Source organism: Aeromonas sobria (assembly GCF_000820145.1).
In the GTDB taxonomy this organism is placed as follows: Bacteria; Pseudomonadota; Gammaproteobacteria; order Enterobacterales; family Aeromonadaceae; genus Aeromonas; species Aeromonas sobria.
In genome coordinates, this window is the sequence record NZ_CDBW01000026.1 from 1 (window position 1) to 25,382 (window position 25,382).

Here is a 25,382-nt window from a genome sequence, read left to right on the forward strand (position 1 = left end):
GGCGTTGTTTCCCAAATCAGCCAGCAAGTCATGACTTCCCCAGCCCCGGGTGACCGCTACACTCGGGGCTTTCTTACAGGCAGACCAAGGGTGTTCAGTTTATTTATCGCGCTCACATACGCAATCACTTCTCCCACTTGACCATTGTATTTTCGCAGGGTGATTTGGCCTGCCATTAACTGTTTGAACCGGAACATCGCTGTCTCTGCCAGCGAACGACGGTGATACCCCGATATCTTCTTCCAGTGCGCCAGCCCTTCCTTGCACATCACCTGCACCGCCTCATTTCTCGGATGGCCCTTTTTCCATAGCCCTGCGTTCTTGCGAGGCGGGATACACGCCGTCGCCCCTTTACGCGCAATCAACCGATGGCTGGCTTTGTTGTCATAGGCGCCATCCGCGTAAACACGCCCCAGCTTGCGACGCAGAGGATTGAGCAAGGTCGGCAACACCTCTGCGTCATGCACATTCTCCAGCGACACTTCTGCCGCCATGATATCGTGAGTCACCGGATCTACCGCCAGATGCAACTTGCGCCAGACTCGACGTTTCTCAGCGCCGTGTTTTCTGACTTTCCACTCGCCTTCACCAAACACTTTCAGACCTGTCGAGTCGATAACCAGGTCGGTAATGCGCCCCTTAGGGGGCTGCCGATAGGCCACCTTCACTGTGCGTGCACGCTTGCTGACACAGCTGTAGTCCGGGGCACACAGCGGCACATTCATCAGCTCGAACAGGGAGTCGAGTAGCCCCTGAGTGGCTCGCAGCGTGAGGCTGAAAATCCCTTTGAGCATCAGAAAGGTACCTATGCTCTGGTCGGTGTAGAGCTGGCTGCGTCCCCGCCGCCCATGATGGTCGTGGTGAAACCAGTTGCTCATGGCCTCGGCATCAACCCAGAAGGTGAGTGAACCACGGTTAATCAAAGACTTGTTGTATTGAGGCCAGTTGGTGATGGGGTGAAGCGACTTGCCCATGATGCAGACTTGAAGAGGATGGTGGTGATCAGATCACTGGGTTTCCAATTAGTTCCATTCAAGCTGCATCGATTTAGGAAACAACGCCCTCAGCACCTACAACCGCCATTCGCCAGAATACCGCCCCGCACACGCCCGTCTTTATCCTTGGTAAAGCTGGTGATTCGCTCGCTCAGCAGTTGGCCTGTCATGGTCTCGTTGAAACCGTTCAGGCCATTGCGCAGGGCCGCGAACTCATCGTCTTGCGGCGTTTGGGGTGTGGTTAATTGCATACGGGTTCCTGCAGTACGGGGTCGTGGCTCCGTCAAAGGGTTAAAGTAATACCCATTTGGACTCAATTTGCTCAAGTTTTCTCGTCTACTGTGGCAAAAGTTCATTGCATTGCGGCCAGCCAATATCCCTTGCGACTTGCATCACCCAATCATGAGGCGCAGACTGTTTGGCCTTGTTTTTATGCGATTCGATTCAAGGCAACCATCATGACTCCAGCCATCAACCTGCTGAAGAAGCTCAAAATTCCCCACAAGCTCTACCCCTACGAGTGCGAAGCCCACGACGATTTCGGCAAGCATGCCGCGACCCAGCTCGGGCTGCCGGAGGCGCAGGTGTTCAAGACTCTGGTTGCCCATCACGACAAGCAGGCGGTGGTGGCCATCGTTCCCTCATCCGGCATGTGCAGCCTGAAGCAGCTGGCCAAGGCGACCGGCCTCAAGAAGGTGGAGATGATGAAGCCGGCGGAGGCGGAGAAGCTGACCGGTTACAAGGTGGGTGGTATCAGCCCGCTGGCTCAGAAGAAGCTGCTGCCCACCGTGCTCGATGAGTCGGCCCTGCAGTTTGACGAGATCCTGGTGAGCGGCGGCAAGCGCGGCCTCTCGGTCGGGGTGGCGCCACAGGATATGCTGACCTTGATGAAGTGGATCGCTGCCCCTATCGGTGAAGAGTGAGATGGGCGAGCAGTAAGAGGAGTCATGAGCAGAGCCACGCTACCGCTCAGGCTCTGAGCCCTCCCATTATCGTACTGTGTTCAAGGGGATACGGGCAGGTCTATACTGGATAGACCTTGTTGTGTGAGCTTGGCCAACATGTCGCGACTGCTGTTCTGCCTCTTATTGTTCCCTGCTGTTTTGCTGGCCGCAACCCGTTACACCTATGTCAGCCCGGAGAGCGAGCGGGATCCGCGCACCACCTATGACCGGGAGTTGCTGCGCCTCGCCCTCGACAAGACCCGTGATCAGTTTGGTGACTATCTGCTGGAGCCTGCGCCGCCTATGACCAAGGCGCGCGAGCGGCTCAGCCTGCAGCTCGACAGTTTTCCCAACTTCTTTGTGATGGACAGCTACAGCCGGACCCGCGAGCGGTTGGGGTTGGCCTATGTCCGCTTTCCCATCCATCTGGGCATCGTCAGTTACCGGATCTGTTTTGTCAGCCCGCAGCAACAGGCGGCAGTGGCCAGGGTGACCGACCTCAAGGGGCTGCGTCAGTTCACCTTCGGCCAGGGTCGGGGCTGGCTGGATGTGGATATCTTGCGTCACGCCGGGCTCGAAGTGGTGGATATCGAGGGATATGAGCTGCTGTTCAAGATGGTGGCGCGGGGCCGTTTCGATCTCTTCTGTCGCGGGGTGAGCGAGCTGCGCAGCGAGCAGCTCACTCATCAGGAGATTGAGGGGCTCAAGGTCGATGATGCCCTGATGCTCTACTACCCCTTGCCGCGAGTCTTCTACACCAACCCCCACAATCGCGAGGCGCTCAAGCGGGTCGAGCAGGGGTTGCAGTTGGCGTGGCAGGATGGCTCGCTCCAGGCGCTGTGGCGCAAGAGCTTTGGCCCAGCCATCGCCTTTGCCAAGCTGCCAGAGCGACGCCTCATTCGGCTGGAAAACCCCTTTCTCAAGGGAATAAGCTTCGATTACCGCCCCTACTTCTACAATCCGCAAACCGATCGCTTCGGTGATCAGTGAGGCTGCTGCCGCTGGCGGCAGAGATCCAGCCAGGCTTCGGCGGTGCGCGACAGATAGCGCTCGCTCGGCCAGATCACCCCGAGTTGCCAGCTCAGTTCGGGCTCCAGCGGCCGCAGTACCAGCCCGTCCGGGGTCAGCCGGTTGCAGACCGGCTCCGGTAAAAAGGCGATCCCCATGCCGCTGCGTACCATGGCGGTGAGAAAATCCCACTGGCTGCTGCGCGCCGCCACTTGCGGCACAAAGCCCGCGTTCTGACATGCCTGCTCCAGTCGCTCGCTCAGGGTGAAGGCCTGGGTATAGAGCAGGAAGGGCTCCTCCTGCAGGGACTCCAGCCGCAGCGGCGTATCGCCGCGCCAGCGGGGTTGATCCGGCAGTACCACCCTAATCGGGTATTGATCCAGCTCCAGCGCGCTGAGGGCGCCCCCCTCTTTGGTCGGCAGCATGGTGATGGCCAGATCCAGCTCACCTTCCAGCACCGCCTGCTCGATGCGGCGACCGCCGTACTCCACCAGCGTCAGCTCCACCTTGGGATAGCGGGTACGATAGGCGCGGATCAGATCCGCATAGACGTGGCCGACCATGGGGGGAATGCCGAGGGTGAGGCGACCGTGTTGCAGGCTCTGCAGATCCGCCAGTTCAGCCTCCAGCTGCTGCATCTCCGCCAGAATGGTCTGGGCGCGGTTGAACAGTACCTGGCCGCTGTCGGTCAGGGTGAAGCGGCGCCCCTCCCGGTTGAGCAGGGGCTGGCCCAGCTCCTCCTCGATATTGCGGATCATCTTGCTGATGGTGGGCTGGGTGACAAACAGTTTTTCAGAGGCGCGGGTAAAGCTCTGCTCTCGCACCAGCTCGACAAAATAGCGCAGGGCACGAATATCCATGGACTCTCTCGACTCGTGTGGGCGGGTATGGGATGAAGCATGCCTTTTTGGCATGAATTTGATAATTTTAATTCATTATTTGAAGGTTTGGCGCATCTCTATACTGTGAACCGGTTCACAGAAAGACGATGTTCATGAAAACCCTCTGCTTGCGCTGGTTACAGACTCCCTTCCAGATTGTGTTGCTGGCGGCCATCTGGCTGTTGGCCGATACCGCGGTGCGCACCCTTCATCTGCCACTCCCGGCCAACCTTACCGGCATGCTGTTGCTGCTGGCCTGCATCCTGCTTGGGGTGGTCAAGGTCGAGTGGTTCCGTGCTGGGGCCCGCTGGCTGCTGGCGGAGATGCTGCTGTTCTTCGTTCCTGCCGTGGTGGCGGTGGTCAACTATCAGGATCTGCTGTTGCAGGAGGGGTGGCGGATCATGGTGGTGCTGCTGGTGAGCACCACGCTAGTGCTGGGCACCACAGCGCTGGTGGTGGATCGGGTCTATCGCCTTGAACTGAAACTGGCCCGCCGGAGTCGCCGTCATGTCTGATACCCTGCTCGGGCTGCTCTGCTTCGCCCTCACCCTGATCTTCTACTACGCCAGCAAGTGGCTCTATGGCAAGAAGCGCATCCTGCCGCTGATGCCGCTGCTGCTGGCGCCGACCCTGCTGGTGGCCATGGTGCTGCTGTTCCACATCCCCTATCAGGATTACATGGCCCAATCTCACTGGCTGCTTTGGCTGCTGGGACCGGCCACCGTCGCCTTCGCGGTACCGGTGCACGAGAATCGCCAGCTCATTCGTCGCCACTGGCTGTCGCTGTCGGTGGGGGTGGTCGCCTCGGTCATCATGGCGGTTGGTAGCACAGTGCTGCTGGCCCGCTGGCTGGATCTTTCCGACATGCTGCAACGCAGTCTGGCGATGCGCTCTATCACCACCCCCTTTGCGGTGGAGGCGACCCGCGCCATCGGTGGCCAGAGCGATCTCACCGCCCTGTTTGTGGTGCTGACCGGAGTGATCGGCATGGCAGTGGGGGAGAGCGTGCTCACCGTGTTGGCTATTCGCAGCCGTCTCGGCAAGGGGGCGGGTTTTGGTGCCTCGGCCCACGGTGCTGGCACCGCAAAGGCCTATCAGATGGGGAACGAAGAGGGGGTGGTCTCCAGCATGGTGATGATGATCGCCGGTATGGTGACCGTGTTGCTGGCGCCCCTGCTGGGGCGGGTGTTCTGGTAATCCCCGATAGCGGTTGGCGCACTACACTCAAACCATCAGGTTGTATGGATACTGTTTATGACTCTTTGCTGGCGCTTGCTATTTTGCTTGTTGGGTGGCGTTTTGTTACCAATGCCCGCCCTGCAGGCCGCCGCTATTTTTACTCATCCCAGCCCTGAAAGTGATCAGGATACACGGGCACTCTACTACCGTGATGTGCTGCAGCTGGCGCTGGAGAAAACCCTCGATAGCCATGGTGACTACCAGTTGCGGCCTGCCCCGCAGATGAACCGGGTTCGACTTCGTCTTGAAGTCCGGCTGGGCACTTATCCCAACTTCTTCTCGGCCGATAGCCAGCGCACCCCTGATGAAATGCTATTCCTTGATTATGTGCCTTTCCCCGCCGAGCTTGGCATCTTGGGTTATCGCATCTGTTTTGTCAGCCCCCAGCGGGAGCGTGAGGTCGCCAATATCACCCGATTGGAGCAGTTACAAGCACTGCAGCATGGACAGGGACGTGGCTGGCAGGATGTGTTTATTTTGCACCATGCGGGTATGCAGGTGCAGGAGGTAGACAGTTATGAGCGGTTGTTCAAGTTAGTGTCGCGTGGGCGGATAGACCTGTTTTGTCGTGGTGCCAACGAGCTGTATACCGAGCTGGAACAGCGCCCGGAGCTGGGGCTGCGGGTCGACAAGCAGGTGCTGATCCATTATCCCTTCCCCCATCTTTTCTACACCAACAAGGATAACAAGCAGGGGGTTATCCGTATTACCAAGGGGTTGCAATTAGCTTGGCTTGATGGATCTTTGCAAAAGCTCTGGGCGAGTTATTTCAGAGCCGGCCTTGAGCGGGCCAATTTGCCGGCCCGTCAGCTGTTTGAGCTGGAAAATCCGCTATTAACCCCCCTCGGCGTTGACCTTACCCCCTACCAGTATGACCCCATTCGTCAGCAATTCGGCAAGGGGACGCCCTGAGCGAGCAGGCAAAGAAAGGGGAACCTCACGGTTCCCCTTTTGCATGCCAGAGCAGCGGCAAGAGCTTACAACATCTGCTTGAGGCGATAGAGCAGGTCGAGCGCCTGACGGGGGGTCAGCTCGTCCGGGTGCACCCCTGCCAGCTCTTCCACCACCGGATGGGGCTGCGGGGCGAGGGTCACCGGGGCCGGGCGGGTTTCACCGGCGGCCACCGGGGTGGCGCTTTCCAGCTCGTGCAGTTTGTGACGGGCCTGCTGGATCACCGATTTCGGTACCCCCGCCAGCGCGGCGACTTGCAGACCGTAGGAGCGGCTGGCCGCCCCCTCCTGCACCGCATGCATAAAGGCGATGGTGTCGCCGTGCTCCACCGCATCCAGATGGACGTTGGCCAGCCCCTCCATCAGCTCCGGCAAGCGGGTCAACTCGAAGTAGTGGGTGGCGAACAGGGTGTAGGCGCCAATCTTGCTCGCCAGCTGTTCGGCGCAGGCCCACGCCAGCGAGAGGCCGTCGTAGGTGCTGGTGCCGCGACCAATCTCGTCCATCAGCACCAGACTGCGGGCGGTGGCGTTGTTGAGGATATTGGCGGTCTCGGTCATCTCCACCATAAAGGTGGAGCGGCCGGAGGCGAGATCGTCCGATGCCCCGATGCGGGTGAAGATGCGGTCGATGGGGCCGATGCGGGCGCTGTCGGCGGGCACGAAGGCGCCGATATGGGCCAGCAGCACGATCAGCGCGGTCTGGCGCATGTAGGTGGATTTACCGCCCATGTTGGGACCTGTGATGATCAGCATGCGGCGGCTACGCTGCAAATTGATCGGGTTGGCGATAAAGGGATCGCTCATCACCTGCTCCACCACTGGATGGCGGCCCGCCTCGATCAGGATCTGATCCTCGTCGATGAGGGTTGGGCAGCGGTAGTCGAGGCTCTCGGCCCGCTCCGCCAGATTGGCCAGCACATCCAGCTCTGCCAGTGCGGCAGCGGACTCCTGCAGATCGCCGAGGTGAGGCAGCAGGCTATCGAGCAGTTCTTCGTAGAGCCGCTTCTCCAGCGCCAGCGCCTGGGACTGGGCGGTGAGCACCTTGTCCTCGTACTTTTTCAGCTCGTCGATGATGTAGCGTTCGTTGTTCTTGAGGGTCTGGCGGCGGATGTAGTGGGCTGGCACCAGATGGCTGTTGGCGCGACTCACTTCGATGTAGAAGCCGTGTACCCGGTTGTAGCCCACCTTGAGGGTGTTGATGCCAGTCAGCAGCTTCTCCCGCTCCTCGATACGGGCCAGGCTGGCCGTGGCCCCGTCGGCCAGATCCCGCAGCTCGTCCAGCTCCTGATTAAAGCCGTCACGGATGACGCCGCCATCGCGGATCAGCACCGGCGGTACCTCCATCACCGCGCGCTCCAGCAGGTCGAGCAGCTCGGGGAAGGTGCTGGCGCGCTCGGCCAGTTGCTGCACCGCTTCGTGTTCGTTGTCCGCCAGCAGGCGCTGCAACTCGGGCAACTGGGCGAAGGCCTGACGCAGGCGGGTGAGGTCGCGCGGACGTGCTGAACGCAGGGCCAGACGAGCCAGTACCCGCTCCACGTCGCCGACTTGGCGCAGCAGACCGCCCAACTCGTCGTAGAGGTTCTGCTCGATGAGCTCCTTGATGGTGCTCTGGCGACCTTTCAGGATCACCCGATCGCGGATCGGCTGGTGGATCCAGCGCTTGAGCAAGCGGCTGCCCATGGGGGTGGCGGTGCGATCCAGCACCTCGGCCAGGGTATTTTCATAGCCCCCCGCCAGATTCTGGGTCAGCTCCAGATTGCGGCGGGTGGCGGCATCCATGATGACTGCGTGATCGGGCTGCTCGAGGCGCACGCTGCGGATGTGGGGCAGGGCAGTGCGCTGGGTGTCTTTCACGTATTGCATCAGGCAACCGGCGGCGCACAGGGCAGTCTCGCTCTTGTCGACGCCAAAGCCCACCAGATCCTGGGTGCCGAACTGCTGGCAGAGCAGCTTGCGGGCGGTGCCCAGCTCAAACTCCCACTCAGGGCGGCGACGCAGGCCACGACGACCCTCGATATGGTGCAGGAACTCGAACGATTCGGGATAGAGCAGCTCCGCCGGATTGGTGCGTTGCAGCTCCGCCAGTAACGTCTCTTCCTTGTCGAACTGGTTGATGAAGAAGCGGCCGGAGCCGATGTCCATGGTGCCATAGCCGAAGCGGCGGCCATCGTGGTAGACGGCAGCGATCAGGTTGTCCTGTCGTTCACTGAGCAGCGCCTCATCGGAGACGGTGCCCGGGGTGATGATGCGGATCACCTTGCGCTCCACCGGCCCCTTGCTGGTGGCGGGATCCCCCACCTGCTCGCAGATGGCGGCAGATTCGCCGAGCTGCACCAGCTTGGCCAGATAGCCTTCGATGGCGTGATAGGGCACTCCCGCCATCGGGATGGGGCTACCCGCCGACTGGCCGCGCTTGGTCAGGGAGATATCGAGCAGCTGGGAGGCCTTGCGGGCATCGTCATAGAACAGCTCGTAGAAGTCGCCCATCCGGTAGAACAGCAGGATCTCCGGGTTCTCGGCCTTGAGGCCAAGGTACTGCTGCATCATGGGCGTGTGGGCGCTCAGATTGGCGCCGGAAGCGGAGCCAGTGGCGCCGCTGGCTTGGTGTTGTGCGGTCATGTTCTGTTCCAGAAGGGGCCTCTGCGGGCCAGTGTCTGCGGTGATGAGCCTTGAGCTTGATGGCGCCATTCTACACATAAGCGCCGCGACGGGGGAGCGGGTGTTCCGGGCGCGGCAGCTCTGTGGTGTTGAAGGCGTGACACCGGAGCGACCCCCCATTGCTGCAGGCAAGCGCGGTCTGCCGTGGTTGCGGGGGGCGGTAGCGGGATCGCATAATGTGCCTCTTGAGTGGATCAGCAGGAGTCGTGATGAAACTGGATACAGAGATAGAGCAGCTTGCCATCGAACTGGGGCGTGCCCTCGGTCAGCGGGGCTGGCTGGCGGCGACCGCCGAATCCTGTACTGGCGGCGGGGTGGCCAGCGCCATCACCGATATAGCGGGCAGCTCCGGCTGGTTTGATCGCGGTTTTGTCACCTACACCAACGAAGCCAAGCAGCAGATGCTGGGGGTGAGCGGCGAGACTCTTGCACAGCATGGCGCGGTGAGCGAAGCCGTGGTGCTGGAGATGGCCCGTGGCGCGCTGGCTCACTCGTCGGCTGCCATCAGTGTGGCCATCAGCGGCATCGCCGGCCCCGGTGGCGCCACCGAAGACAAGCCGGTCGGCACCGTCTGGTTCGCCTGGGCTGACCGCAACGGCCGTCACCACTCCCTGCTTGCCCGCTTCGACGGGGATCGCCGACAGGTGCGCCAGCAGGCGGTGAGACAGGCCTTGTCGGGTCTGTTGGCCCTGCTCAGATAAATTGGGCTTGATACTGTATGAATAGACAGTATACTTAGCCCAACTTCACTTCTTACTCACGATTTCCAGCGGAGATTGGCATGGATCAGAACAAACAGAAGGCACTGGCGGCTGCGCTGGGTCAGATTGAAAAGCAGTTCGGCAAAGGTTCCATCATGCGTCTGGGCGACAGCAAGACCATGGATATCGAAGCCATCTCTACCGGTTCCCTCTCGCTGGACGTGGCGCTGGGCATTGGCGGCCTGCCGTGTGGCCGTATCGTCGAGATCTACGGCCCGGAATCTTCCGGTAAAACCACCCTCACCCTGCAGGTGATCGCGGAAGCCCAGAAGAAAGGCAAGGTCTGTGCCTTTATCGATGCGGAACACGCCCTCGACCCTATCTATGCTGCCAAGCTGGGCGTCAATGTTGACGACCTGCTGATCTCCCAGCCGGATACCGGTGAACAGGCGCTGGAAATCTGCGACATGCTGGTACGCTCCAACGCCGTTGACGTCATCATCGTCGACTCCGTGGCGGCCCTGACCCCGAAAGCAGAAATCGAAGGGGAGATGGGTGATTCCCACGTCGGCCTGCAGGCTCGTCTGATGTCTCAGGCGCTGCGCAAGCTGACCGCCAACATCAAGAACGCCAACTGCCTGTGCATCTTCATCAACCAGATCCGGATGAAGATCGGCGTGATGTTCGGTAGCCCGGAGACCACCACTGGTGGTAACGCGCTCAAGTTCTACGCCTCCGTGCGTCTGGATATCCGTCGTATCGGCGCTATCAAGGAAGGCGACGAAGTGGTCGGTAACGAGACCCGCGTCAAAGTGGTCAAGAACAAGGTAGCTCCGCCCTTCAAGCAGGCTGAATTCCAGATTTTCTACGGTGTCGGTATCTCCAAAGAGGGCGAGCTGGTGGATCTGGGGGTCAAGCACAAGCTGATCGACAAAGCCGGTGCCTGGTACAGCTACAACGGCGAGAAGATTGGTCAGGGCAAGGCCAACGTCATGAAGCTGTTTGCCGAGAACAAGACGATGGCCGCCGAGATCGAGGTGCGCTTGCGTGAGCTGCTGCTATCCGGTGCGGCTCCCGCCGAAAAGCCGGTAGTGGCTGACGAAGAGCTCGAAGATGAAAGCGAACAAGAGTTCGAATAAGGTATAAGGAGGCCGGGTTGATACCCGGCCTTGTCATTTATGGTCGATGAATCTCTCCCTGAACCCGTTGAACTCTCCTTTGAAGAGCTGTTTGCTGCCGCCCGCGCTTTTGCCATGCGCAGTCTGGCCCGCCGCGAGAGCGCCGAGTCTGAGCTGGCCAACCGGCTGCGCCAGCAGGGCTTCAAGGAAGAGGTGATTGCGGCGGTGGTTGACTACTGCCGCGGTTACAACTGGGTCAACGACGAACGTTACGGCTGCATGGCGGTACGGGCCGGTGCGGCCAAGGGGCATGGCCCCATCAAGATCCGCTTTGATCTGCGCCGCAAGGGGCTCGACGATATGCAGATCGATGCCGCCTTCGATCAGCCGGAGCTGGACTGGTTCGAGCTGGCGTTTGCCCTGCTCGAACGGCGCGCCCGGGTGGCTGATCTGGCGGATTTCAAGCTGCGGATGAAGTGGCTCAAGTATCTGCTGGGGCGTGGCTTTACCCAGGATCAGGCGCGCTATGCGATCTCAGCCCTGCAAGAGTCGGCCGCAGAGTAGCGGGGCCGGTGCCTTGTCGCGTGATGCAAGGTCGTGAGACAACGCGGTGCCCGCCCTATTGTTAGACATATTGATCACGGGATGGTGTTGCTGTTTCGGCATCGCGCTGATGGAGAGCCGCAGGCCGTGCCGCTCGTCACGGTTACGGCGTTCCGGCATCTCTCTTTCCTTTTCCTGGCACCATGCAGTGATGCCCCTTATGTTGCCTCTATAGGATTTTTCCAGCCCATTCAGTGGCTTGGGTGTCGGGTATGGCAAAAGGCCGATTCTTCCGTGCCACTCGCCTATTTTCCTCTGCTTTTGGCTTGATCTCTGGCTCAAAAAGCCGCTGTTTGCCTCCCTTTTCTCTTCGTATCCGTTTATGCGCGCTTTTTCGCCCGTGACAGGCTGGTACGTTTTACTTTGCCCCGCAGAAAACTTACATTAATGCGATTAAAAGTCCGTATTCGAATCAAGCAGGGTTTTCCATGTATATGTCCACGTCAGAGATACGCGCGGCGTTTCTCGAGTATTTCCGTTCCCAGGAACACCAGGTTGTCTCCTCCAGCTCGCTGGTACCGCATAACGACCCGACTCTGTTGTTTACCAACGCGGGTATGAACCAGTTCAAGGATGTGTTCCTTGGCGCCGAGAAGCGTGCCTACAACCGCGCCACCACGTCCCAGCGTTGTGTCCGTGCCGGTGGTAAACACAATGACCTGGAAAACGTCGGCTATACCGCCCGTCACCACACTTTCTTCGAAATGCTGGGTAACTTCAGCTTCGGCGATTACTTCAAGCATGACGCCATCAAGTTTGCCTGGGCGTTTCTGACCGAAGTGCTGCAGCTGCCGAAAGAGCGCCTGTTGGTGACTGTCTACGCGACTGACGATGAAGCGTTCGATATCTGGGAAAAAGAGGTCGGTGTACCGGCCGATCGCATCGTGCGCATCGGTGACAACAAGGGTGCACCTTATGCGTCCGACAACTTCTGGGCTATGGGGGATACCGGCCCGTGCGGTCCTTGTACCGAGATCTTCTATGACCACGGCGATCACATCTGGGGTGGCCGTCCCGGCTCACCGGAAGAGGATGGTGACCGTTTCATCGAGATCTGGAACGTGGTGTTCATGCAGTTCAACCGTCAGGCTGACGGCACCATGGAGCCGCTGCCCCGTCCGTCCGTGGATACCGGTATGGGTCTGGAGCGTATCTCCGCCATCATGCAGGGTGTGCACTCCAACTACGAAATCGACATCTTCCAGGCGCTGATCAAGAAAGCGGCCGAGATCGTCGGTACCACTGATCTCAGCAACCAGTCTCTGCGCGTCATCGCCGACCACATTCGTTCTTGTGCCTTCCTGATCGCAGATGGCGTGATGCCCTCCAACGAAGGTCGTGGCTATGTGCTGCGCCGCATCATCCGTCGCGCCGTGCGCCACGGTCGCAAGCTGGGCGCTACCGAGGTCTTCTTCTTCAAACTGGCTGCCGAACTGGCGGTGCAGATGAAGGATGTGGGTGCCGAGCTGATAGCCCAACTGCCGCTGGTCGAGCGCGTGCTGCGCATCGAGGAAGAGCAGTTTGTCCGCACCCTGGATCGCGGTCTGCTGCTGCTGGAAGATGTGCTGGCCAACCTGGGCGACGCCAAAGTCGTGCCGGGTGAGGTGGTGTTCAAGCTGTATGACACCTACGGCTTCCCGGCCGATCTGACTGCTGACGTGGTGCGCGAGCGCGACATCAGCATCGATGAAGAGGGCTTCACCGTCGAGATGCAGAAGCAGCGTGCTCGTGCCAAAGAGGCATCCAGCTTCGGCGTGAACTACAACGAGATGCTCAAGCTCGACTTCGAAACGCCGTTTACCGGTTACCAGAACCTGAGCGAGCGCACCCGCGTGCTCGGCATTTACAAGGGCACCGAAGAGGTGAGTGGTCTGATAGCCGGTGACGAAGCCGTCATCGTGCTGGAGCAGACCCCCTTCTACGCCGAATCCGGTGGTCAGGTAGGTGACAGCGGTACCCTGAAAGTGGACGACGGCATCTTTGCCGTGACCGATACCCTGAAGGCGGGTAAGGCGATCATCCATAAGGGTTACATGGAGCTGGGCACCCTGGAGAAGGGCGCCGAGGTTGAAGCTGTGGTTGATGATGCTCGTCGTCAGGACGTGGCGTTGAACCACTCGGTGACGCACCTGTTGCATGCCGCCCTGCGTCAGTCGCTGGGGGATCACGTGACCCAGAAAGGTTCTCTGGTGGGGGCTGAGCGTATGCGCTTTGACTTCTCTCACTTCGAAGGGCTGACCATGGCGACCATTCGTCGCATCGAAGAGCTGGTCAACGCCCAGATCCGTGCCAACCATGAGATCGACACTCAGGTGATGGATCTGGATGCAGCCAAGTCTGCCGGTGCCATGGCGCTGTTTGGTGAAAAGTACGAAGATGACGTGCGTGTCGTGCGCATGGGCGACTACTCCACCGAGCTGTGTGGTGGTACTCACGCCAAGCGCACCGGTGATATCGGCTTCTTCAAGATCATCGCCGAGAGTGGTATCGCGGCAGGCATTCGCCGTATCGAAGCGGTGACTGGTAAGGGCGCTATCGACTTCATGCACCAGCTGGCCGAGCAGTTTGAAGAGGCTGCCGCGCTGGTGAAAGGCGATCAGTTCTCCATCGGCAGCAAGGTGCGCCAGATGTTGGATAAATCCAAGATGATGGAGCGCGAGCTGGAGCAGCTCAAGGCCAAACTGGCGGCTCAGGCCGGTAGTGACTTGCTGAGCCAGGTGATCGAGATTAACGGTCAGAAAGTACTGATTGCCGCGCTGGAAGGGGCCGATCCAAAAGCCCTGCGTGGCATACTGGACGAGCTGAAAAACCGCATGAAGTCCGGTGTCGTCTTACTGGCAACCAGCGGTGATGACAAGGTCAACCTGATCGCCGGTGTCACCAGCGATTTGACCAGCAAGGTCAAGGCTGGTGAGCTGGTCAATCTGGTTGCCCTGCAGGTGGGTGGCAAGGGCGGTGGCCGTCCAGACATGGCTCAGGCGGGTGGTACTCTGCCGGAAGCTGTGCCTGCGGCGCTGCAATCTGTTCACTCCTGGCTGGAAGAGCGCCTGTAAGCAGGTGAGGTGATCTGTGGCACTCTATGTACAGAAGTACGGCGGCACGTCGGTCGGCACTCTCGAGCGGATCGCGGCGGTAGCGGAGCGGGTTCAACAGACCCGCGCCCAAGGACATGATGTGGTGGTGGTTGTCTCTGCCATGTCGGGCGAAACCAACCGGTTGCTGGGCATGGCCCAGCAGCTGGACCCTGATGCCAACCGGCGCGAGATGGATGTGCTGGTCTCCACCGGTGAGCAGGTCACCATAGCGCTGCTGGCGATCGCCTTGAATCAGCGTGGTTGCCCGGCGGTCTCAATGACCGGTGATCAGGTGCGTATTCATACCGATTCCGCCTATGGCAAGGCGCGTATCACCCACATTGACACCGAACGGGTTCAGACTGAGCTGGGGGCGGGCAAGGTGGTGGTGATCGCCGGTTTCCAGGGCCGTGACGAGCATAACGCCATCACGACGCTGGGCCGCGGTGGCTCGGACACCACTGCGGTTGCGGTGGCGGCGGCCATCAAGGCCGATGAGTGCCAGATATTTACCGATGTGGATGGGGTGTACACCACGGATCCGCGCATCGAACCCAAGGCCCGGCGTCTCGATACCATCACCTTCGAGGAGATGCTGGAGATGGCCAGTCTGGGGGCCAAGGTGCTGCAGATCCGCTCGGTGGAGTTTGCGGGCAAGTACCGTGTCCCGCTGCGGGTGCTGTCGAGCTTTATCGCTGGAGAGGGAACCTTAATCACATATGGAGGTGAAAGGATGGAAGCTCCCCTGGTATCCGGGATCGCTTTTAACCGCAACGAGGCCAGCCTGACCATTCTGGGCGTGCCTGACAGACCAACCGTTGCCGCGCAGATCCTCAATCCGATCAGCGACGCCAACATTGATGTCGACATGATTGTGCAGAACACCCTGGGTGATGGCACTGCCGACTTCACCTTTACGGTGAATCGTGATGACTATCGTCGTGCCCGGGCATTGCTGGAGGAGACCGCCACTGCGCTGGGCGCCTCCTGTGTCCAAGGGAATGGCGAGATAGCCAAAGTCTCCATTGTCGGTGTCGGCATGTGGAACCACCCCGGGGTTGCTCGCACCATGTTCAAGGTATTGGGCGAGGAGGGGATCAACATGCAGTTGATCTCGACCTCTGAAATCAAGATCTCTGTGGTGATTGACGAGAAGTACCTGGAGCTGGCAGTGCGGGCCCTGCACGCGGCTTTCGGGTTGGATCAGGCACCCCAGGAGCAGCCCTTGGGCTAACAATCTCTGATTGATTTAGTTTCAACCATTTACCATATCGGTATCTTTGTAAGATAATGTCGCATATCGATATAAAAACAAAACAAGATACAGGAGCAAGCGAATGCTTATTTTGACTCGTCGTGTTGGGGAAACCCTGATGATTGGTGATGAAGTGACTGTCACCGTATTGGGCGTTAAAGGTAACCAGGTCCGTATCGGTGTCAACGCACCGAAAGAGGTCTCTGTTCACCGTGAAGAGATTTACCAGCGTATTCAGGCTGAAAAAGTGCCGGCACAACCCAACTTCTAAGTAGCGGTTGATGACTGTGACAAGGCGACACCTTATGTGTCGCCTTTTGTTTTTCTGATAGCTGACATTGCCTTGCAACGGGCAAAACGGCGCCCTAAGTAGTGATATTGCTTGAATATTCCACGCTTTGACCAAATGCTGAGCGAACGCGCTTTTTTCTCCAAAAAAGTGTTTGACTAAAAATCCCTGTGAAGTATTATCAGCCCCGCAAACGGAGAGGTGGCCGAGAGGCTGAAGGCGCTCCCCTGCTAAGGGAGTATGCGGCTTATACCCGCATCGGGGGTTCGAATCCCCCCTTCTCCGCCATTTGCGCCCGTAGCTCAGCTGGATAGAGTACCTGGCTACGAACCAGGTGGTCGGAGGTTCGAATCCTCCCGGGCGCACCATATTTAGACTCAAGCAAGAGTCATGTGTTGACCATCAGCAAGTCGGCACTTTGAAAAAGGCTTACTGATAAGTAAGCTTTTTTTATCGTTTTAAAACAGAGCGCCCGTAGCTCAGCTGGATAGAGTACCTGGCTACGAACCAGGTGGTCGGAGGTTCGAATCCTCCCGGGCGCACCATATTTGAAAGCAGTATCAAAAAGTTTGTGAGCGCCCGTAGCTCAGCTGGATAGAGTACCTGGCTACGAACCAGGTGGTCGGAGGTTCGAATCCTCCCGGGCGCACCATTTTTGAAAGCAGTACTAAAAAGTTTGTGAGCGCCCGTAGCTCAGCTGGATAGAGTACCTGGCTACGAACCAGGTGGTCGGAGGTTCGAATCCTCCCGGGCGCACCATATTTGAAAGCAGTATTAAAAAGTTTATGAGCGCCCGTAGCTCAGCTGGATAGAGTACCTGGCTACGAACCAGGTGGTCGGAGGTTCGAATCCTCCCGGGCGCACCATATAGACAGCCTCGACTCAGGTCGGGGCTGTTTTTTTATATGCGAAATTCACCTCTGCGGTGCGGATCTGCTTCCGTGGTGACGGGTCGTCCACTGTGCTGTCGATCTGCTCTTGCCATCTCTTCTGCTTCGCTTCCCGCTATTGGGTACCGGTTTTCTGACCAGGGTTACCCCCTATCTCTATTACCGCTTCTGCCTGCGCTCTGTATGTCTGTTGCTGCAACGGCGGATAGCGTGCCATGTCATCGCTCAGGGCGTAACAGCCAACCCCTTGTACCGCCAGCAGTGGTGTTTTACGGGTAATAAAAAAGGATGCCGCAGCATCCTTTTGACGTGAGAAGGTCAACTCAGCTTTTCAGCCACTTGCGAATACGATTGGCATCGCCGATCGGGGTGCGTTTGCCCACCGAGTTGAGCAGCACAATGGCAAGCTCCTGGCGGTCGGGCTTGGCGCGCATCACCAGACAGCGGCCCGCTTCATCGGTAAAACCGGTTTTGGAGAGGCGCACATCCCAATCCGAGTTTTTCACCAGCGGGTTGGTGTTGTTGAACATCAGGCTGTAAGCCGGTGAGCTGAACCGCATTTCCCGGTTCTCATCCTGGGTGAACTGGCGGATCAGTGGTTGGCGATAGGCCGCTGCTGCCAGCTTGCCCAGATCCTGGGCGGTAGAGACGTTACGGGTCGAGAGGCCGGTGGAGTCGTAGAAGTGGGTATTGCGCATCCCGAGCGCTCTGGCCTTGTTGTTCATCGCCCGCACAAAGGCACTGCGGCCACCCGGATAGTGACGCGCCAGTGCGGAGGCCATCCGGTTCTCTGAGGACATTAGCGCCAGATGCAGCGCATCGCGGCGGGTCACCTTGGTGCCCATGCGGATGCGTGAATGGGTGTGTTTGACCCGATCCAGATCGTTCTTGTCAACCGTCAGGGTCTGACTGAGATTCTGTTTGGCATCCAGCACTACCAACGCGGTCATCAGCTTGGTGAGGGAGGCAATGGGGCGCACCTTGGTGGCATTTTTTTGATAGAGCGTCTTGCCCGTGTTGACATCAAGAACCAGCGCGCTGCTGGAGCGAACATCCAGTTTGGCAGGGTTGGGGGCGGCGTTGACCCCAGGCAATCCCAGCATTCCCATCAAGCCGACAACCAGCGCTACTGCGCGAATCCGATACCGCATACAACCGACTCCATTCCCATCCAAAAAAGGCGCTAGATTCACTCATTTTTGCCCCTGCTTTACAAGGGCCTTTCGAGACTATTTATCCTGTTTGCGCAAAAGCGCGATCAAAAAAGCCCTCGGGTGAGGGCTTTTAGGTTTGGGTGACAGATCAATCTCGTGGCTGTACTGCCCTGCGTTTGCTGATCCAGCGCCAGACCAGTGCCACCATGCCACCCACCAGCAGCACCACCGGCAGATAGATGATGATGTTGAGGAACTGGGTCTGGTATTCCGCTGCCAGCTTGGTATGGCTCAGATAATAACCGAAACCGACCAGCGGGCAGATCCACATGATGGAGCTGATCAGGTTGACGATGAGAAAGCGCCCCTGCGGCAGCTCGGTGGCACCGACGATATAGGGGTAGGCGGTGCGCACGAAGGCGATATAGCGAGCGGTGATCAGGGTGATGATCCCGTACTTGTCCAGCAGGTGGTAAACCTTCTGCTGGTGTCGCTCTTCCACATGGGACATCAGCCGATGGTACATCTGGGTGTGGCCGAGGACGCGCCCTTGCATATAGCCAAGCCAGGTGCCGACAAAGGTGGCCATGATCAACAGCGGGATCACCCCGAGGGACAATACGTCTTGATAAATCAGCACGCCGGTGAGGATCAGCAGGCTGTCACCGGGTAGAAAGGCGGTAGGGATGAATCCGTTTTCCAATACCAGAAACGTCAAAATCACACCACAGATCATGAAGGCCATCTTGGGATCGGAAAGGGTGTTCAGATCATGATTCATAAAGGCGTGAGCCAGTTGGTAAAACTGCTCCATCTTGCAAACTCCGCAGGTTAGCTGGGTTGATCGGTCAAGGGCATGGCAAGCACCTTGTCGATGCGCAGACCATCCATGTCAACTATCTCCAGTTGCCACTGTTCCAGTGTCACCAGATCTCCGGTTTTTGGAACACGACCAAGGAGCAGCATGATAAGCCCTCCAAGGGTGTGATAGTGATGTTTTTCTTCTTCTGGCAGCCGAACCAGCTCCAGGCAGTCCTTCAACTCCGGCAGCGGGATCAGGCCGTCGAGCAGCCAGCTGCCATCGGCACGCTGGAATGCCCAGTTATCAGAGCCATCCTCCTGCTGGAAATCCCCCGCCAGTGCCTCCAGCAGATCCTGCTGGGTGACCAGACCTTGCAGCTCGCCATATTCATCAACCACCAGCACCATGTGCTCGGCATGGGAACGAAAATGGTTGAGCAGCTCCAGGCCGTCCAGGGTCTCGGGCAGCAGGCTACCCTCCTCGGTCAGGGCCGCCAGATCGATGGGCTCGCCCTTGATATAGGCCAGCAGCAGGGTGTTCACGTTGATGATCCCCACCAGTTCCGACAGGCTGCCATTGCAGACCGGGAAGAAGTTGTGGCGGTATTCCACCAGTCGTTGCAGGTTGACCGCCAGCGGCTGGGCCAGATCCAAATAGTGGATATCGCTGCGTGGCACCATCAGTGAGGAGAGGCTGCGTTCGTCAAGCCGAAACACGTTGCGCAGCATAGTGTGCTCGTGGTCTTCGATCACCCCGGCTTCCGACCCTTCCACCAGCATGGCGTGGATCTCCTCCTCGGTGACGTTGCTATTGCCATTCTGGTTGACCCGCAGCAGCCGCAGGCCGGCATTGGTCGAGGCTGACAGCAGCCAGACGAAGGGGCGGGTCAGGGTGGCGAGCCAGTGCATGGGGCGAGCCACCAGACAGGCGATGCGCTCGGCATTCAGCTGCCCCAGCCGTTTGGGCACCAACTCCCCCACCACGATGGAGAGGTAGGTGACAACCACAATGACGATAACGGTAGCGAGCAGGCCACTACTTTTAGCCGAGAGTCCCCACTCCTGCAGCCAGAGCGAGAAGGGCTGAGCCAGCAGGGACTCGCCATAGATACCGTTGAGCAGGCCGATACTGGTGATGCCGATCTGCACAGCGGAGAGAAAGTTGGTTGGATCTTCGCCCAGCTTGAGGGCGATAGCGGCGGAACGGTTGCCTTCACTGGCCAGCTTGCCAAGGCGCGCTTTGCGAGCGGTGACGATGGCGATTTCTGACATGGCAAAAATGCCATTAAGCAAAATCAATCCCAACAGGATCAAGATTTCCATACTGCAGTCGTGCCTCTTAGAGAGAGAGAAGATCGTGGGCAGTGTAATGAATTTGGCGCAGATGTGCTTGTGAAAGCAGGTGTTGCAGCAGGTTCATTTTATGACGTTGGCTTGGCATGGCTGGCAGAGATGATCCGGATGGGGTGGGCTGATGCAAAAGGGCGGGAAATCCCGCCCTTGGTATGGTCTGTCAGGCTGATCTGATCAGAACTGCTGGAACCAGCGCTGGATCTGGGCCGGATCCTTGCTCTGGGTCAGAGAGAGCATCAGCAGGATGCGGGATTTTTGCGGGTTGAGGGTGCCAGAGGCCACAAAGCCGTATTTGGCATCATCGATCTCGGCATCCAGAGTGGTGGCGCCAGTCGGTACACGGGCAGAGCGCACCACGCGGATACCATCCTTGCTCGCCTGGGTCAGGGTATCGAACAGGGTGTGGTAGAGGTTGCCGTTACCCACGCCAGCACTGACGATGCCGTCGAATTTGGCATCGACCATTGCCTTGGCCGGCAGATCGGTGGCGTTGGCATAGTTGTAGACGATGCCCACTTGCGGCAGCTTGTCGAGCTTGCTCACATCGAACGGGGTCTTGCTGGTGTGCAGGCGGGCCGGGGTGCGCTGATAGTCGATCTTGCCGTTGTGGATGTAACCCAGCGGGCCGAAGTTGGGAGAGGCGAAGGTCTGCACCCCGGTGGTGTTGGTTTTGGTGACGTCGCGGGCATCCAGCACGGTATCGTTCATCGCTACCATCACGCCACGGCCCTTGGAGCTCGGGTCGGAGGCGGTGACCACGGCGTTATAGAGGTTTAGCGGGCCATCGGCACTCATGGCTGTGGAGGGGCGCATGGCGCCAACCAGCACCACCGGCTTGTCGCTCTTGACGGTCAGGTTGAGGAAGTAGGCGGTCTCTTCCATGGTGTCGGTGCCGTGGGTGATGACGATGCCGTCCACGTCATCCTTGGCCAGCAGCTCGTTGACCCGCTTGGCCAGCTTGAGCCACACCTCGTCGTTCATGTCCTGGGAGCCGATCTTGACCACTTGCTCACCCTGGACATCGGCCACGTTTTTCATCTCGGGCACGGCGGCAATCAGGGTTTCGATGGCGACTTTACCCGCCTCGTAGTTGGATTGGGTGGCAGACTGACCCGCACCGGCGATGGTGCCGCCAGTGGCCAGAATGTGGACGCTGGGCAGGGCCATCGCCATGGGGGAGAGGGTCAGGCCAACAACGGCGGCGATCAGGGTCTTGCGGATCGGTAAGGTCATGCGGCAAATCCTTCTGATAGGGGAAATTGCAGCGATTTTGCGCTTTCTGTAGCGGTTTGTTGTGATAAAACTCACCAAAAGACAGGTGAGTACAGATTTTTAACCTGTTTTATACCTCTATAGAGATAAATTAACCTACCTGAAAGCCCTGGGCTTCGATCAGAGCGATCAGCGTTGCTTTGCTCAGATCACTTTCGATAACGGCCTTGCTGCTGGCGAAATCGACGGTAGCTGTAGCGACAGCGCTCTGGGCCAGCAGGGCTTTTTGCAGGCTGGCGGCGCAGCCACCACAGGACATGCCGGACACGGTGAGTTCGATGGTCATGGTGTATCTCCTCTGTTGATGAACGCCAGCCTAAAGCTGCCGCCTCCGGCAAGGTCAAGATGTCAGTACATCAACCCGGATAGTTCATCAGGGTTGCCTCCAGACTTGCAGTGACCTGCGAGTCCGGGGTCGTGGTGGCGATGATGATATTGAGTGCCTGCACCTAGCCGACTCCGGCAAGGCAAAGATATCAGTACATCAGTCCCAGATAGTTCATCAGGGTTGCCCCCAGGCTGGTGGTGACCAGTGAGCCGAGAGTCGTGACGGCAATGATATTGGCTGCCAATGCACTGTCGCCTCCCATGGCACGGGTCATCACATAGCTGGCTGCGGCGGTCGGGGTGGCGCTGATCAGAAACAGGATGCCCAGCTCTAGATGACTGAAGCCGAGCAGGGCCGCCCCCATGGTGAAGGCGGCCGGGATCAGGCACAGGCGCATCACCGCAGCCCAACCAGCCAGCGCTGCCCCACCGCGCAGGGCATCAAGGCTGAGGGAGGCACCGGTACAGAGCAGTGCCAGCGGCAGCGTCATGTTGGCGAAGTAGCTGCCGGTGGTGAGCAGCAGTTGCGGCATCTTGATGCCGAGCAGGGTAAATGGCAGCGCTGCCACAATGGCGATGATCAGCGGATTCTTGATGATGCCGAGCAGGATGGGGCGGATACCGGTGGCGCCGCCTAGGCTGCGGGTGAGGGTGATCACCGCGAGAATGTTGTAGAGCACGGTCACCGCGCCTACATAGAAGGCTGCCGCCCCCAGCCCGTCATGGCCGTAGGCGTTTTGCACATAGGCGAGCCCGATGATGGCGCTGTTGCCGCGAAAGCTCCCCTGCACGAAGATGCCGCGCAGCCGCTGCGCCGTGATAAAACGCCCGGCCAACAATTCGAGCAGCAGGTAGCTGATGACGGTGGCGAGCAGGCCATAGCCGATAAACCAGAGGCTTGGCATGGTGGCGAAATTGGTACCGAGAATGCTCAAAAAGAGCAGGGCGGGCAGGGTGACCTGAAACACCAGCCGGGAGGCCGACTCGATAAAAGGATCCGGCAGCAATCCCAGCCGCTTGAGCCAGATCCCGAGCAACAGCACCACGCAGATGGGGCCTGTGATGGAGAGGGAGAAGAGCAGACTGGCCAGCAGATCCATGATAGCGTCCTGTGCTGTGCCCACACGCCCTGGTGGCGGGGCAAGAGTGCATTCTAACGCCATGGGCTTGTATTCGCAGGGGTTAATCACAACAATGTGGGCATTTCCACCGCCTAGCCTCCTGTGAGCCAATTCATGGACAAGAAACTGACCATCCTCGATATCGCCCGACTGAGTGGCGTCGGCAAGTCGACCGTCTCCCGGGTGCTTAATCAGGATCCCAAGGTGAAGCAGGAGACCCGCGAGCGGGTGGAGCAGATCATCGCCGAACACGGCTTTGTGCCGAGCAAGTCGGCGCGGGCCATGCGCAGCCAGAGTCAGCAGGTGGTGGGGATCATCGTCTCGCGGCTCGATTCCAGCTCTGAGAATCAGGCGGTGCGCGGCATGCTGGAGACCCTCTACCAGCGCGGCTACGATGCGGTGCTGATGGAGAGCAAGTTCTCCCCTGCCAAGGTGCAGGAGCATCTGGCGGTGCTGGAGCGACGCGGGGTGGATGGCATCATCCTGTTCGCCTTCAATGACTTGGACTATGCCGCCATGGCCCCGCTGAAAGATAAGCTGGTGCTGGTCGCCCGTGAATATCCCGATTTCTCCTCGGTCTGCTTCGATGACGCCGGTGCGGTGCGCACCATGCTGGCGCAGCTGGCCAGCCGTGGCGCCCGCGACATCGCCTATCTGGGGGTGGATGCCTCGGATCTCACCACCGGCCAGCGTCGCCTCGACGCCTATCTCGCTTACTGCGCAGAGCAGGGGTTGAGCCCGCGCAGCGCCCTCGGCGATCTCAGCCTGCAGAGTGGCTACCGGCTGGCTGCCGAGCTGCTTACTCCTGCCACCCAGGCGCTGGTTTGCGCCAGCGACACCCTCGCCATCGGCGCAGCAAAATACCTGCAAGAACAAGGGCGTAGTGAGGTGTTGGTGACCGGCCTTGGCAACAACCCCATGCTCAGCTTCCTCTTCCCCAACGCCCTTAGTCTCGATCTGGGCTACAAGGGGGCGGGGGAGCAGGCAGCGCGCCAGCTGCTCGGTCAGATTGAGCAGGAGCAGCCTCCGTTGGTGACCATAGCCCCCTGCCGAACCCTGTGAGCCCCATCACTTCCGACTGAACAAAAAACGCGCTTTTTGTGACGCTGGCCACGAAATGGGAACGTTCCCATCTCGATCTGGCCAGATTGTCGGCATGCTAAATGGGAACGATACCAAAAACGCTCCGGCCGACAGACTGGCTCAAAAGGGCGATACAGACCACTATTCAATGGCGTCACAGAGGGAAGACCCATGTCCAAGATCAACGCACAACAGCTTGCCACCCTGATCGACAAGATCGGCGGCAAGGAGAACATCGCCACCGTCAGCCACTGCCTGACCCGGTTGCGCTTCGTCCTGAACGATCCGGCCAAAGCCGACAGCAAGGCCATCGAAACCATCCCAGCAGTGAAGGGGAGCTTCACCCAGGGCGGTCAGTTCCAGGTGGTGATCGGCAACGAGGTAGAGCAGTGGTACAAGGCGCTGACCGAAGAGATCGGCGTCAGCGGCGGCAGCAAGGAGGCCGCCAAGCAGGCTGCCCGTCATAACATGAATCCGCTGGAGCGGGGCATCTCCCATCTGGCGGAGATCTTTGTCCCCTTGTTGCCCGCCATCATCACCGGCGGTCTGATCCTGGGCTTTCGCAACGTCATCGGCGACATCAAGATGTTCGACGACGGCACTCACACCCTCACCGAGATCAGCCAGTTCTGGGCTCAGGTACACGCCTTCCTCTGGCTGCTGGGCGAGGCGATCTTCCACTTCCTGCCGGTGGGTGTCTGCTGGTCTGCGGTAAAGAAGATGGGCGGCTCCGAGATCCTGGGTATCGTGCTGGGGGTGACGCTGGTGTCGCCACAGTTGATGAACGCCTACGGCATTGGTCAGCAGACCCCCGAGGTGTGGGACTTCGGACTGTTCGTCATCCAGAAGGTGGGTTATCAGGCGCAGGTTATTCCGGCGCTGTTGGCGGGGGTATTCCTGGCCTGGGTGGAGACCAACCTCAAGCGGATCATTCCGGCCTACCTCTATCTGGTGATTGTGCCGTTTGTCTCGCTGCTGCTGGCGGTGATCGTGGCCCACGCCTTTATCGGCCCGTTCGGTCGCTGGATTGGTGAGGGCGTCGGCTTCGCTGCCAAGGCCGCCATGACCGGCTCATTTGCTCCTATCGGTGCCGCCCTGTTCGGCTTCTTCTATGCGCCGCTGGTCATCACCGGTATCCACCACACCACCAACGCGGTGGATCTGCAACTGATGCAGAGCATGGGTGGCACGCCGATCTGGCCGATCATTGCGCTCTCCAACATCGCTCAGGCTTCTGCCGTGGTGGGCATCATCCTGATTAGCCGCAAGGAGAACGAACGGGAGATCTCGGTGCCTGCCGCCATCTCGGCTTACTTGGGCGTGACCGAACCGGCCATGTACGGTATCAACCTCAAGTACAAGTTCCCCATGCTGTGCGCCATGGTGGGTTCCAGCCTCGCGGCCCTTATCTGCGGCTTCGCCGGGGTGATGGCCAACGGCATCGGAGTGGGCGGCCTGCCGGGCATCCTCTCCATCCAGCCGCAATATTGGGCCATCTACTCAGTCGCCATGCTGGTTGCCATCGTGGTGCCGGTGGTACTGACCCTGTTGGTCTACAAGCGCCAGCAAGCCGCTGGCAAGTTGGCCCAAGCCAGCGCCTGAACATAGTTATCAGGGCGACCGATGGGTCGCCCTCTCCATTTTCTATTCGAGACAAGAGAAAGAC

At 59.2% G+C, this 25,382-nt stretch carries 24 protein-coding genes and 6 tRNA genes; 19 read left to right on the forward strand and 11 right to left on the reverse strand.

What is annotated here, in order from left to right; genetic code table 11:
• Window positions 1-56 precede the first annotated feature (56 nt).
• Both BN1135_RS12290 and BN1135_RS12295 read right to left on the reverse strand, forming a co-directional pair.
• The gene (locus tag BN1135_RS12290) at window positions 57-974 is read right to left on the reverse strand and encodes an IS5 family transposase (protein WP_042021493.1); all 918 of its coding nucleotides are present in this window, start codon (window positions 972-974) and stop codon (window positions 57-59) included.
• Window positions 975-1,063: 89 nt separating this feature from the next.
• The gene (locus tag BN1135_RS12295) at window positions 1,064-1,246 is read right to left on the reverse strand and encodes a hypothetical protein (RefSeq protein WP_223290126.1); all 183 of its coding nucleotides are present in this window, start codon (window positions 1,244-1,246) and stop codon (window positions 1,064-1,066) included.
• Window positions 1,247-1,453: 207 nt separating this feature from the next.
• Here BN1135_RS12295 and ybaK point away from each other — a divergent pair, with 207 nt between their 5' ends.
• Both ybaK and BN1135_RS12305 read left to right on the forward strand, forming a co-directional pair.
• A complete protein-coding gene (gene ybaK / locus BN1135_RS12300) occupies window positions 1,454-1,918 on the forward strand; it encodes a Cys-tRNA(Pro) deacylase (RefSeq protein ID WP_005336092.1) in 465 nt (154 codons plus the stop codon).
• Window positions 1,919-2,056: 138 nt separating this feature from the next.
• On the forward strand, window positions 2,057-2,929 hold the full coding sequence (locus BN1135_RS12305; protein WP_042021495.1) for an ABC transporter substrate-binding protein: 873 nt from the start codon (window positions 2,057-2,059) through the stop codon (window positions 2,927-2,929).
• Here the strand turns inward: BN1135_RS12305 and BN1135_RS12310 are convergent.
• Window positions 2,923-3,807: a LysR family transcriptional regulator gene (locus BN1135_RS12310; RefSeq protein WP_042021496.1), complete on the reverse strand. Its 885-nt coding sequence runs from the start codon at window positions 3,805-3,807 to the stop codon at window positions 2,923-2,925. The genes BN1135_RS12305 and BN1135_RS12310 overlap by 7 nt on opposite strands.
• A gap of 134 nt (window positions 3,808-3,941) precedes the next feature.
• Between BN1135_RS12310 and BN1135_RS12315 the strand changes: the two genes are divergently transcribed.
• Genes BN1135_RS12315 through BN1135_RS12325 form a run of 3 tightly spaced genes read left to right on the forward strand, consistent with a single transcriptional unit; the run spans window position 3,942 to window position 5,979 of the window.
• On the forward strand, window positions 3,942-4,343 hold the full coding sequence (locus BN1135_RS12315) for a CidA/LrgA family protein (RefSeq protein WP_042021599.1): 402 nt from the start codon (window positions 3,942-3,944) through the stop codon (window positions 4,341-4,343).
• A complete protein-coding gene (locus BN1135_RS12320; RefSeq protein WP_042021498.1) occupies window positions 4,336-5,025 on the forward strand; it encodes an LrgB family protein in 690 nt (229 codons plus the stop codon). The genes BN1135_RS12315 and BN1135_RS12320 overlap by 8 nt, the downstream gene beginning before the upstream one ends.
• Before the next feature lie 57 nt (window positions 5,026-5,082).
• Window positions 5,083-5,979 (forward strand): type 2 periplasmic-binding domain-containing protein, encoded by an 897-nt coding sequence (locus tag BN1135_RS12325; protein WP_042021500.1) that lies wholly within the window; start codon window positions 5,083-5,085, stop codon window positions 5,977-5,979.
• 65 nt (window positions 5,980-6,044) lie between these two features.
• On the opposite strand, the gene mutS is transcribed toward BN1135_RS12325, so the two are convergent.
• Window positions 6,045-8,636 carry a DNA mismatch repair protein MutS gene (gene mutS, locus BN1135_RS12330; protein ID WP_042021501.1) on the reverse strand — a complete coding sequence of 864 codons (2,592 nt, stop codon included), beginning with the start codon at window positions 8,634-8,636 and terminating at the stop codon, window positions 6,045-6,047.
• A 248-nt stretch (window positions 8,637-8,884) separates the two neighbouring features.
• On the opposite strand from mutS, the gene pncC reads away from it, so the two are divergent.
• The 3 genes from pncC (at window position 8,885) to BN1135_RS12345 (ending at window position 11,058) form a co-directional block, all read left to right on the forward strand.
• Window positions 8,885-9,376 carry a nicotinamide-nucleotide amidase gene (gene pncC, locus BN1135_RS12335; protein WP_042021502.1) on the forward strand — a complete coding sequence of 164 codons (492 nt, stop codon included), beginning with the start codon at window positions 8,885-8,887 and terminating at the stop codon, window positions 9,374-9,376.
• An 80-nt stretch (window positions 9,377-9,456) separates the two neighbouring features.
• Entirely contained in the window at window positions 9,457-10,515 is a 1,059-nt protein-coding gene (gene recA / locus BN1135_RS12340; protein ID WP_042021503.1) for a recombinase RecA, read from the forward strand.
• Window positions 10,516-10,554: 39 nt separating this feature from the next.
• Window positions 10,555-11,058, forward strand: coding sequence for a regulatory protein RecX (locus BN1135_RS12345; RefSeq protein ID WP_042021505.1), 504 nt, complete (start codon window positions 10,555-10,557; stop codon window positions 11,056-11,058).
• On the opposite strand, the gene BN1135_RS22155 is transcribed toward BN1135_RS12345, so the two are convergent.
• Window positions 11,029-11,217: a hypothetical protein gene (locus BN1135_RS22155; RefSeq protein ID WP_139245260.1), complete on the reverse strand. Its 189-nt coding sequence runs from the start codon at window positions 11,215-11,217 to the stop codon at window positions 11,029-11,031. The genes BN1135_RS12345 and BN1135_RS22155 overlap by 30 nt on opposite strands.
• Before the next feature lie 308 nt (window positions 11,218-11,525).
• Between BN1135_RS22155 and alaS the strand changes: the two genes are divergently transcribed.
• The 9 genes from alaS to BN1135_RS12390 all read left to right on the forward strand — a co-directional run bounded on the left by alaS (window position 11,526) and on the right by BN1135_RS12390 (window position 16,581).
• Window positions 11,526-14,150 carry an alanine--tRNA ligase gene (gene alaS, locus BN1135_RS12350; RefSeq protein ID WP_042021508.1) on the forward strand — a complete coding sequence of 875 codons (2,625 nt, stop codon included), beginning with the start codon at window positions 11,526-11,528 and terminating at the stop codon, window positions 14,148-14,150.
• 16 nt (window positions 14,151-14,166) lie between these two features.
• Window positions 14,167-15,405, forward strand: a complete 1,239-nt coding sequence (locus tag BN1135_RS12355) for an aspartate kinase (protein WP_042021511.1) — start codon at window positions 14,167-14,169, stop codon at window positions 15,403-15,405.
• Between the two features lie 103 nt (window positions 15,406-15,508).
• The gene (gene csrA, locus BN1135_RS12360) at window positions 15,509-15,697 is read left to right on the forward strand and encodes a carbon storage regulator CsrA (protein WP_042021513.1); all 189 of its coding nucleotides are present in this window, start codon (window positions 15,509-15,511) and stop codon (window positions 15,695-15,697) included.
• A gap of 213 nt (window positions 15,698-15,910) precedes the next feature.
• A tRNA-Ser gene (locus BN1135_RS12365) sits at window positions 15,911-16,003 on the forward strand.
• 3 nt (window positions 16,004-16,006) lie between these two features.
• Window positions 16,007-16,083, forward strand: a tRNA-Arg gene (locus BN1135_RS12370).
• Window positions 16,084-16,183: 100 nt separating this feature from the next.
• Window positions 16,184-16,260 (forward strand) — tRNA-Arg (locus BN1135_RS12375).
• 30 nt (window positions 16,261-16,290) lie between these two features.
• A tRNA-Arg gene (locus BN1135_RS12380) sits at window positions 16,291-16,367 on the forward strand.
• Window positions 16,368-16,397: 30 nt separating this feature from the next.
• Window positions 16,398-16,474 (forward strand) — tRNA-Arg (locus tag BN1135_RS12385).
• Window positions 16,475-16,504: 30 nt separating this feature from the next.
• Window positions 16,505-16,581, forward strand: a tRNA-Arg gene (locus BN1135_RS12390).
• A gap of 347 nt (window positions 16,582-16,928) precedes the next feature.
• Here the strand turns inward: BN1135_RS12390 and pbpG are convergent.
• The 6 genes from pbpG to BN1135_RS12420 form a co-directional block, all read right to left on the reverse strand.
• Window positions 16,929-17,756: a D-alanyl-D-alanine endopeptidase gene (gene pbpG / locus BN1135_RS12395; RefSeq protein WP_042021516.1), complete on the reverse strand. Its 828-nt coding sequence runs from the start codon at window positions 17,754-17,756 to the stop codon at window positions 16,929-16,931.
• A gap of 151 nt (window positions 17,757-17,907) precedes the next feature.
• On the reverse strand, window positions 17,908-18,573 hold the full coding sequence (locus BN1135_RS12400; RefSeq protein ID WP_042021519.1) for a DedA family protein: 666 nt from the start codon (window positions 18,571-18,573) through the stop codon (window positions 17,908-17,910).
• A 17-nt stretch (window positions 18,574-18,590) separates the two neighbouring features.
• A complete protein-coding gene (locus tag BN1135_RS12405; RefSeq protein ID WP_042021520.1) occupies window positions 18,591-19,883 on the reverse strand; it encodes a hemolysin family protein in 1,293 nt (430 codons plus the stop codon).
• 204 nt (window positions 19,884-20,087) lie between these two features.
• Entirely contained in the window at window positions 20,088-21,146 is a 1,059-nt protein-coding gene (gene ansB / locus BN1135_RS12410; protein ID WP_042021521.1) for an L-asparaginase 2, read from the reverse strand.
• 130 nt (window positions 21,147-21,276) lie between these two features.
• Window positions 21,277-21,471 carry a heavy-metal-associated domain-containing protein gene (locus BN1135_RS12415; protein ID WP_042021522.1) on the reverse strand — a complete coding sequence of 65 codons (195 nt, stop codon included), beginning with the start codon at window positions 21,469-21,471 and terminating at the stop codon, window positions 21,277-21,279.
• 190 nt (window positions 21,472-21,661) lie between these two features.
• Window positions 21,662-22,612 carry an AEC family transporter gene (locus BN1135_RS12420; protein ID WP_042021523.1) on the reverse strand — a complete coding sequence of 317 codons (951 nt, stop codon included), beginning with the start codon at window positions 22,610-22,612 and terminating at the stop codon, window positions 21,662-21,664.
• A gap of 135 nt (window positions 22,613-22,747) precedes the next feature.
• On the opposite strand from BN1135_RS12420, the gene treR reads away from it, so the two are divergent.
• On the forward strand, window positions 22,748-23,695 hold the full coding sequence (gene treR, locus BN1135_RS12425; protein WP_042021524.1) for a trehalose operon repressor TreR: 948 nt from the start codon (window positions 22,748-22,750) through the stop codon (window positions 23,693-23,695).
• A 192-nt stretch (window positions 23,696-23,887) separates the two neighbouring features.
• The gene (gene treB / locus BN1135_RS12430) at window positions 23,888-25,318 is read left to right on the forward strand and encodes a PTS trehalose transporter subunit IIBC (protein ID WP_042021525.1); all 1,431 of its coding nucleotides are present in this window, start codon (window positions 23,888-23,890) and stop codon (window positions 25,316-25,318) included.
• Window positions 25,319-25,382 lie beyond the last annotated feature (64 nt).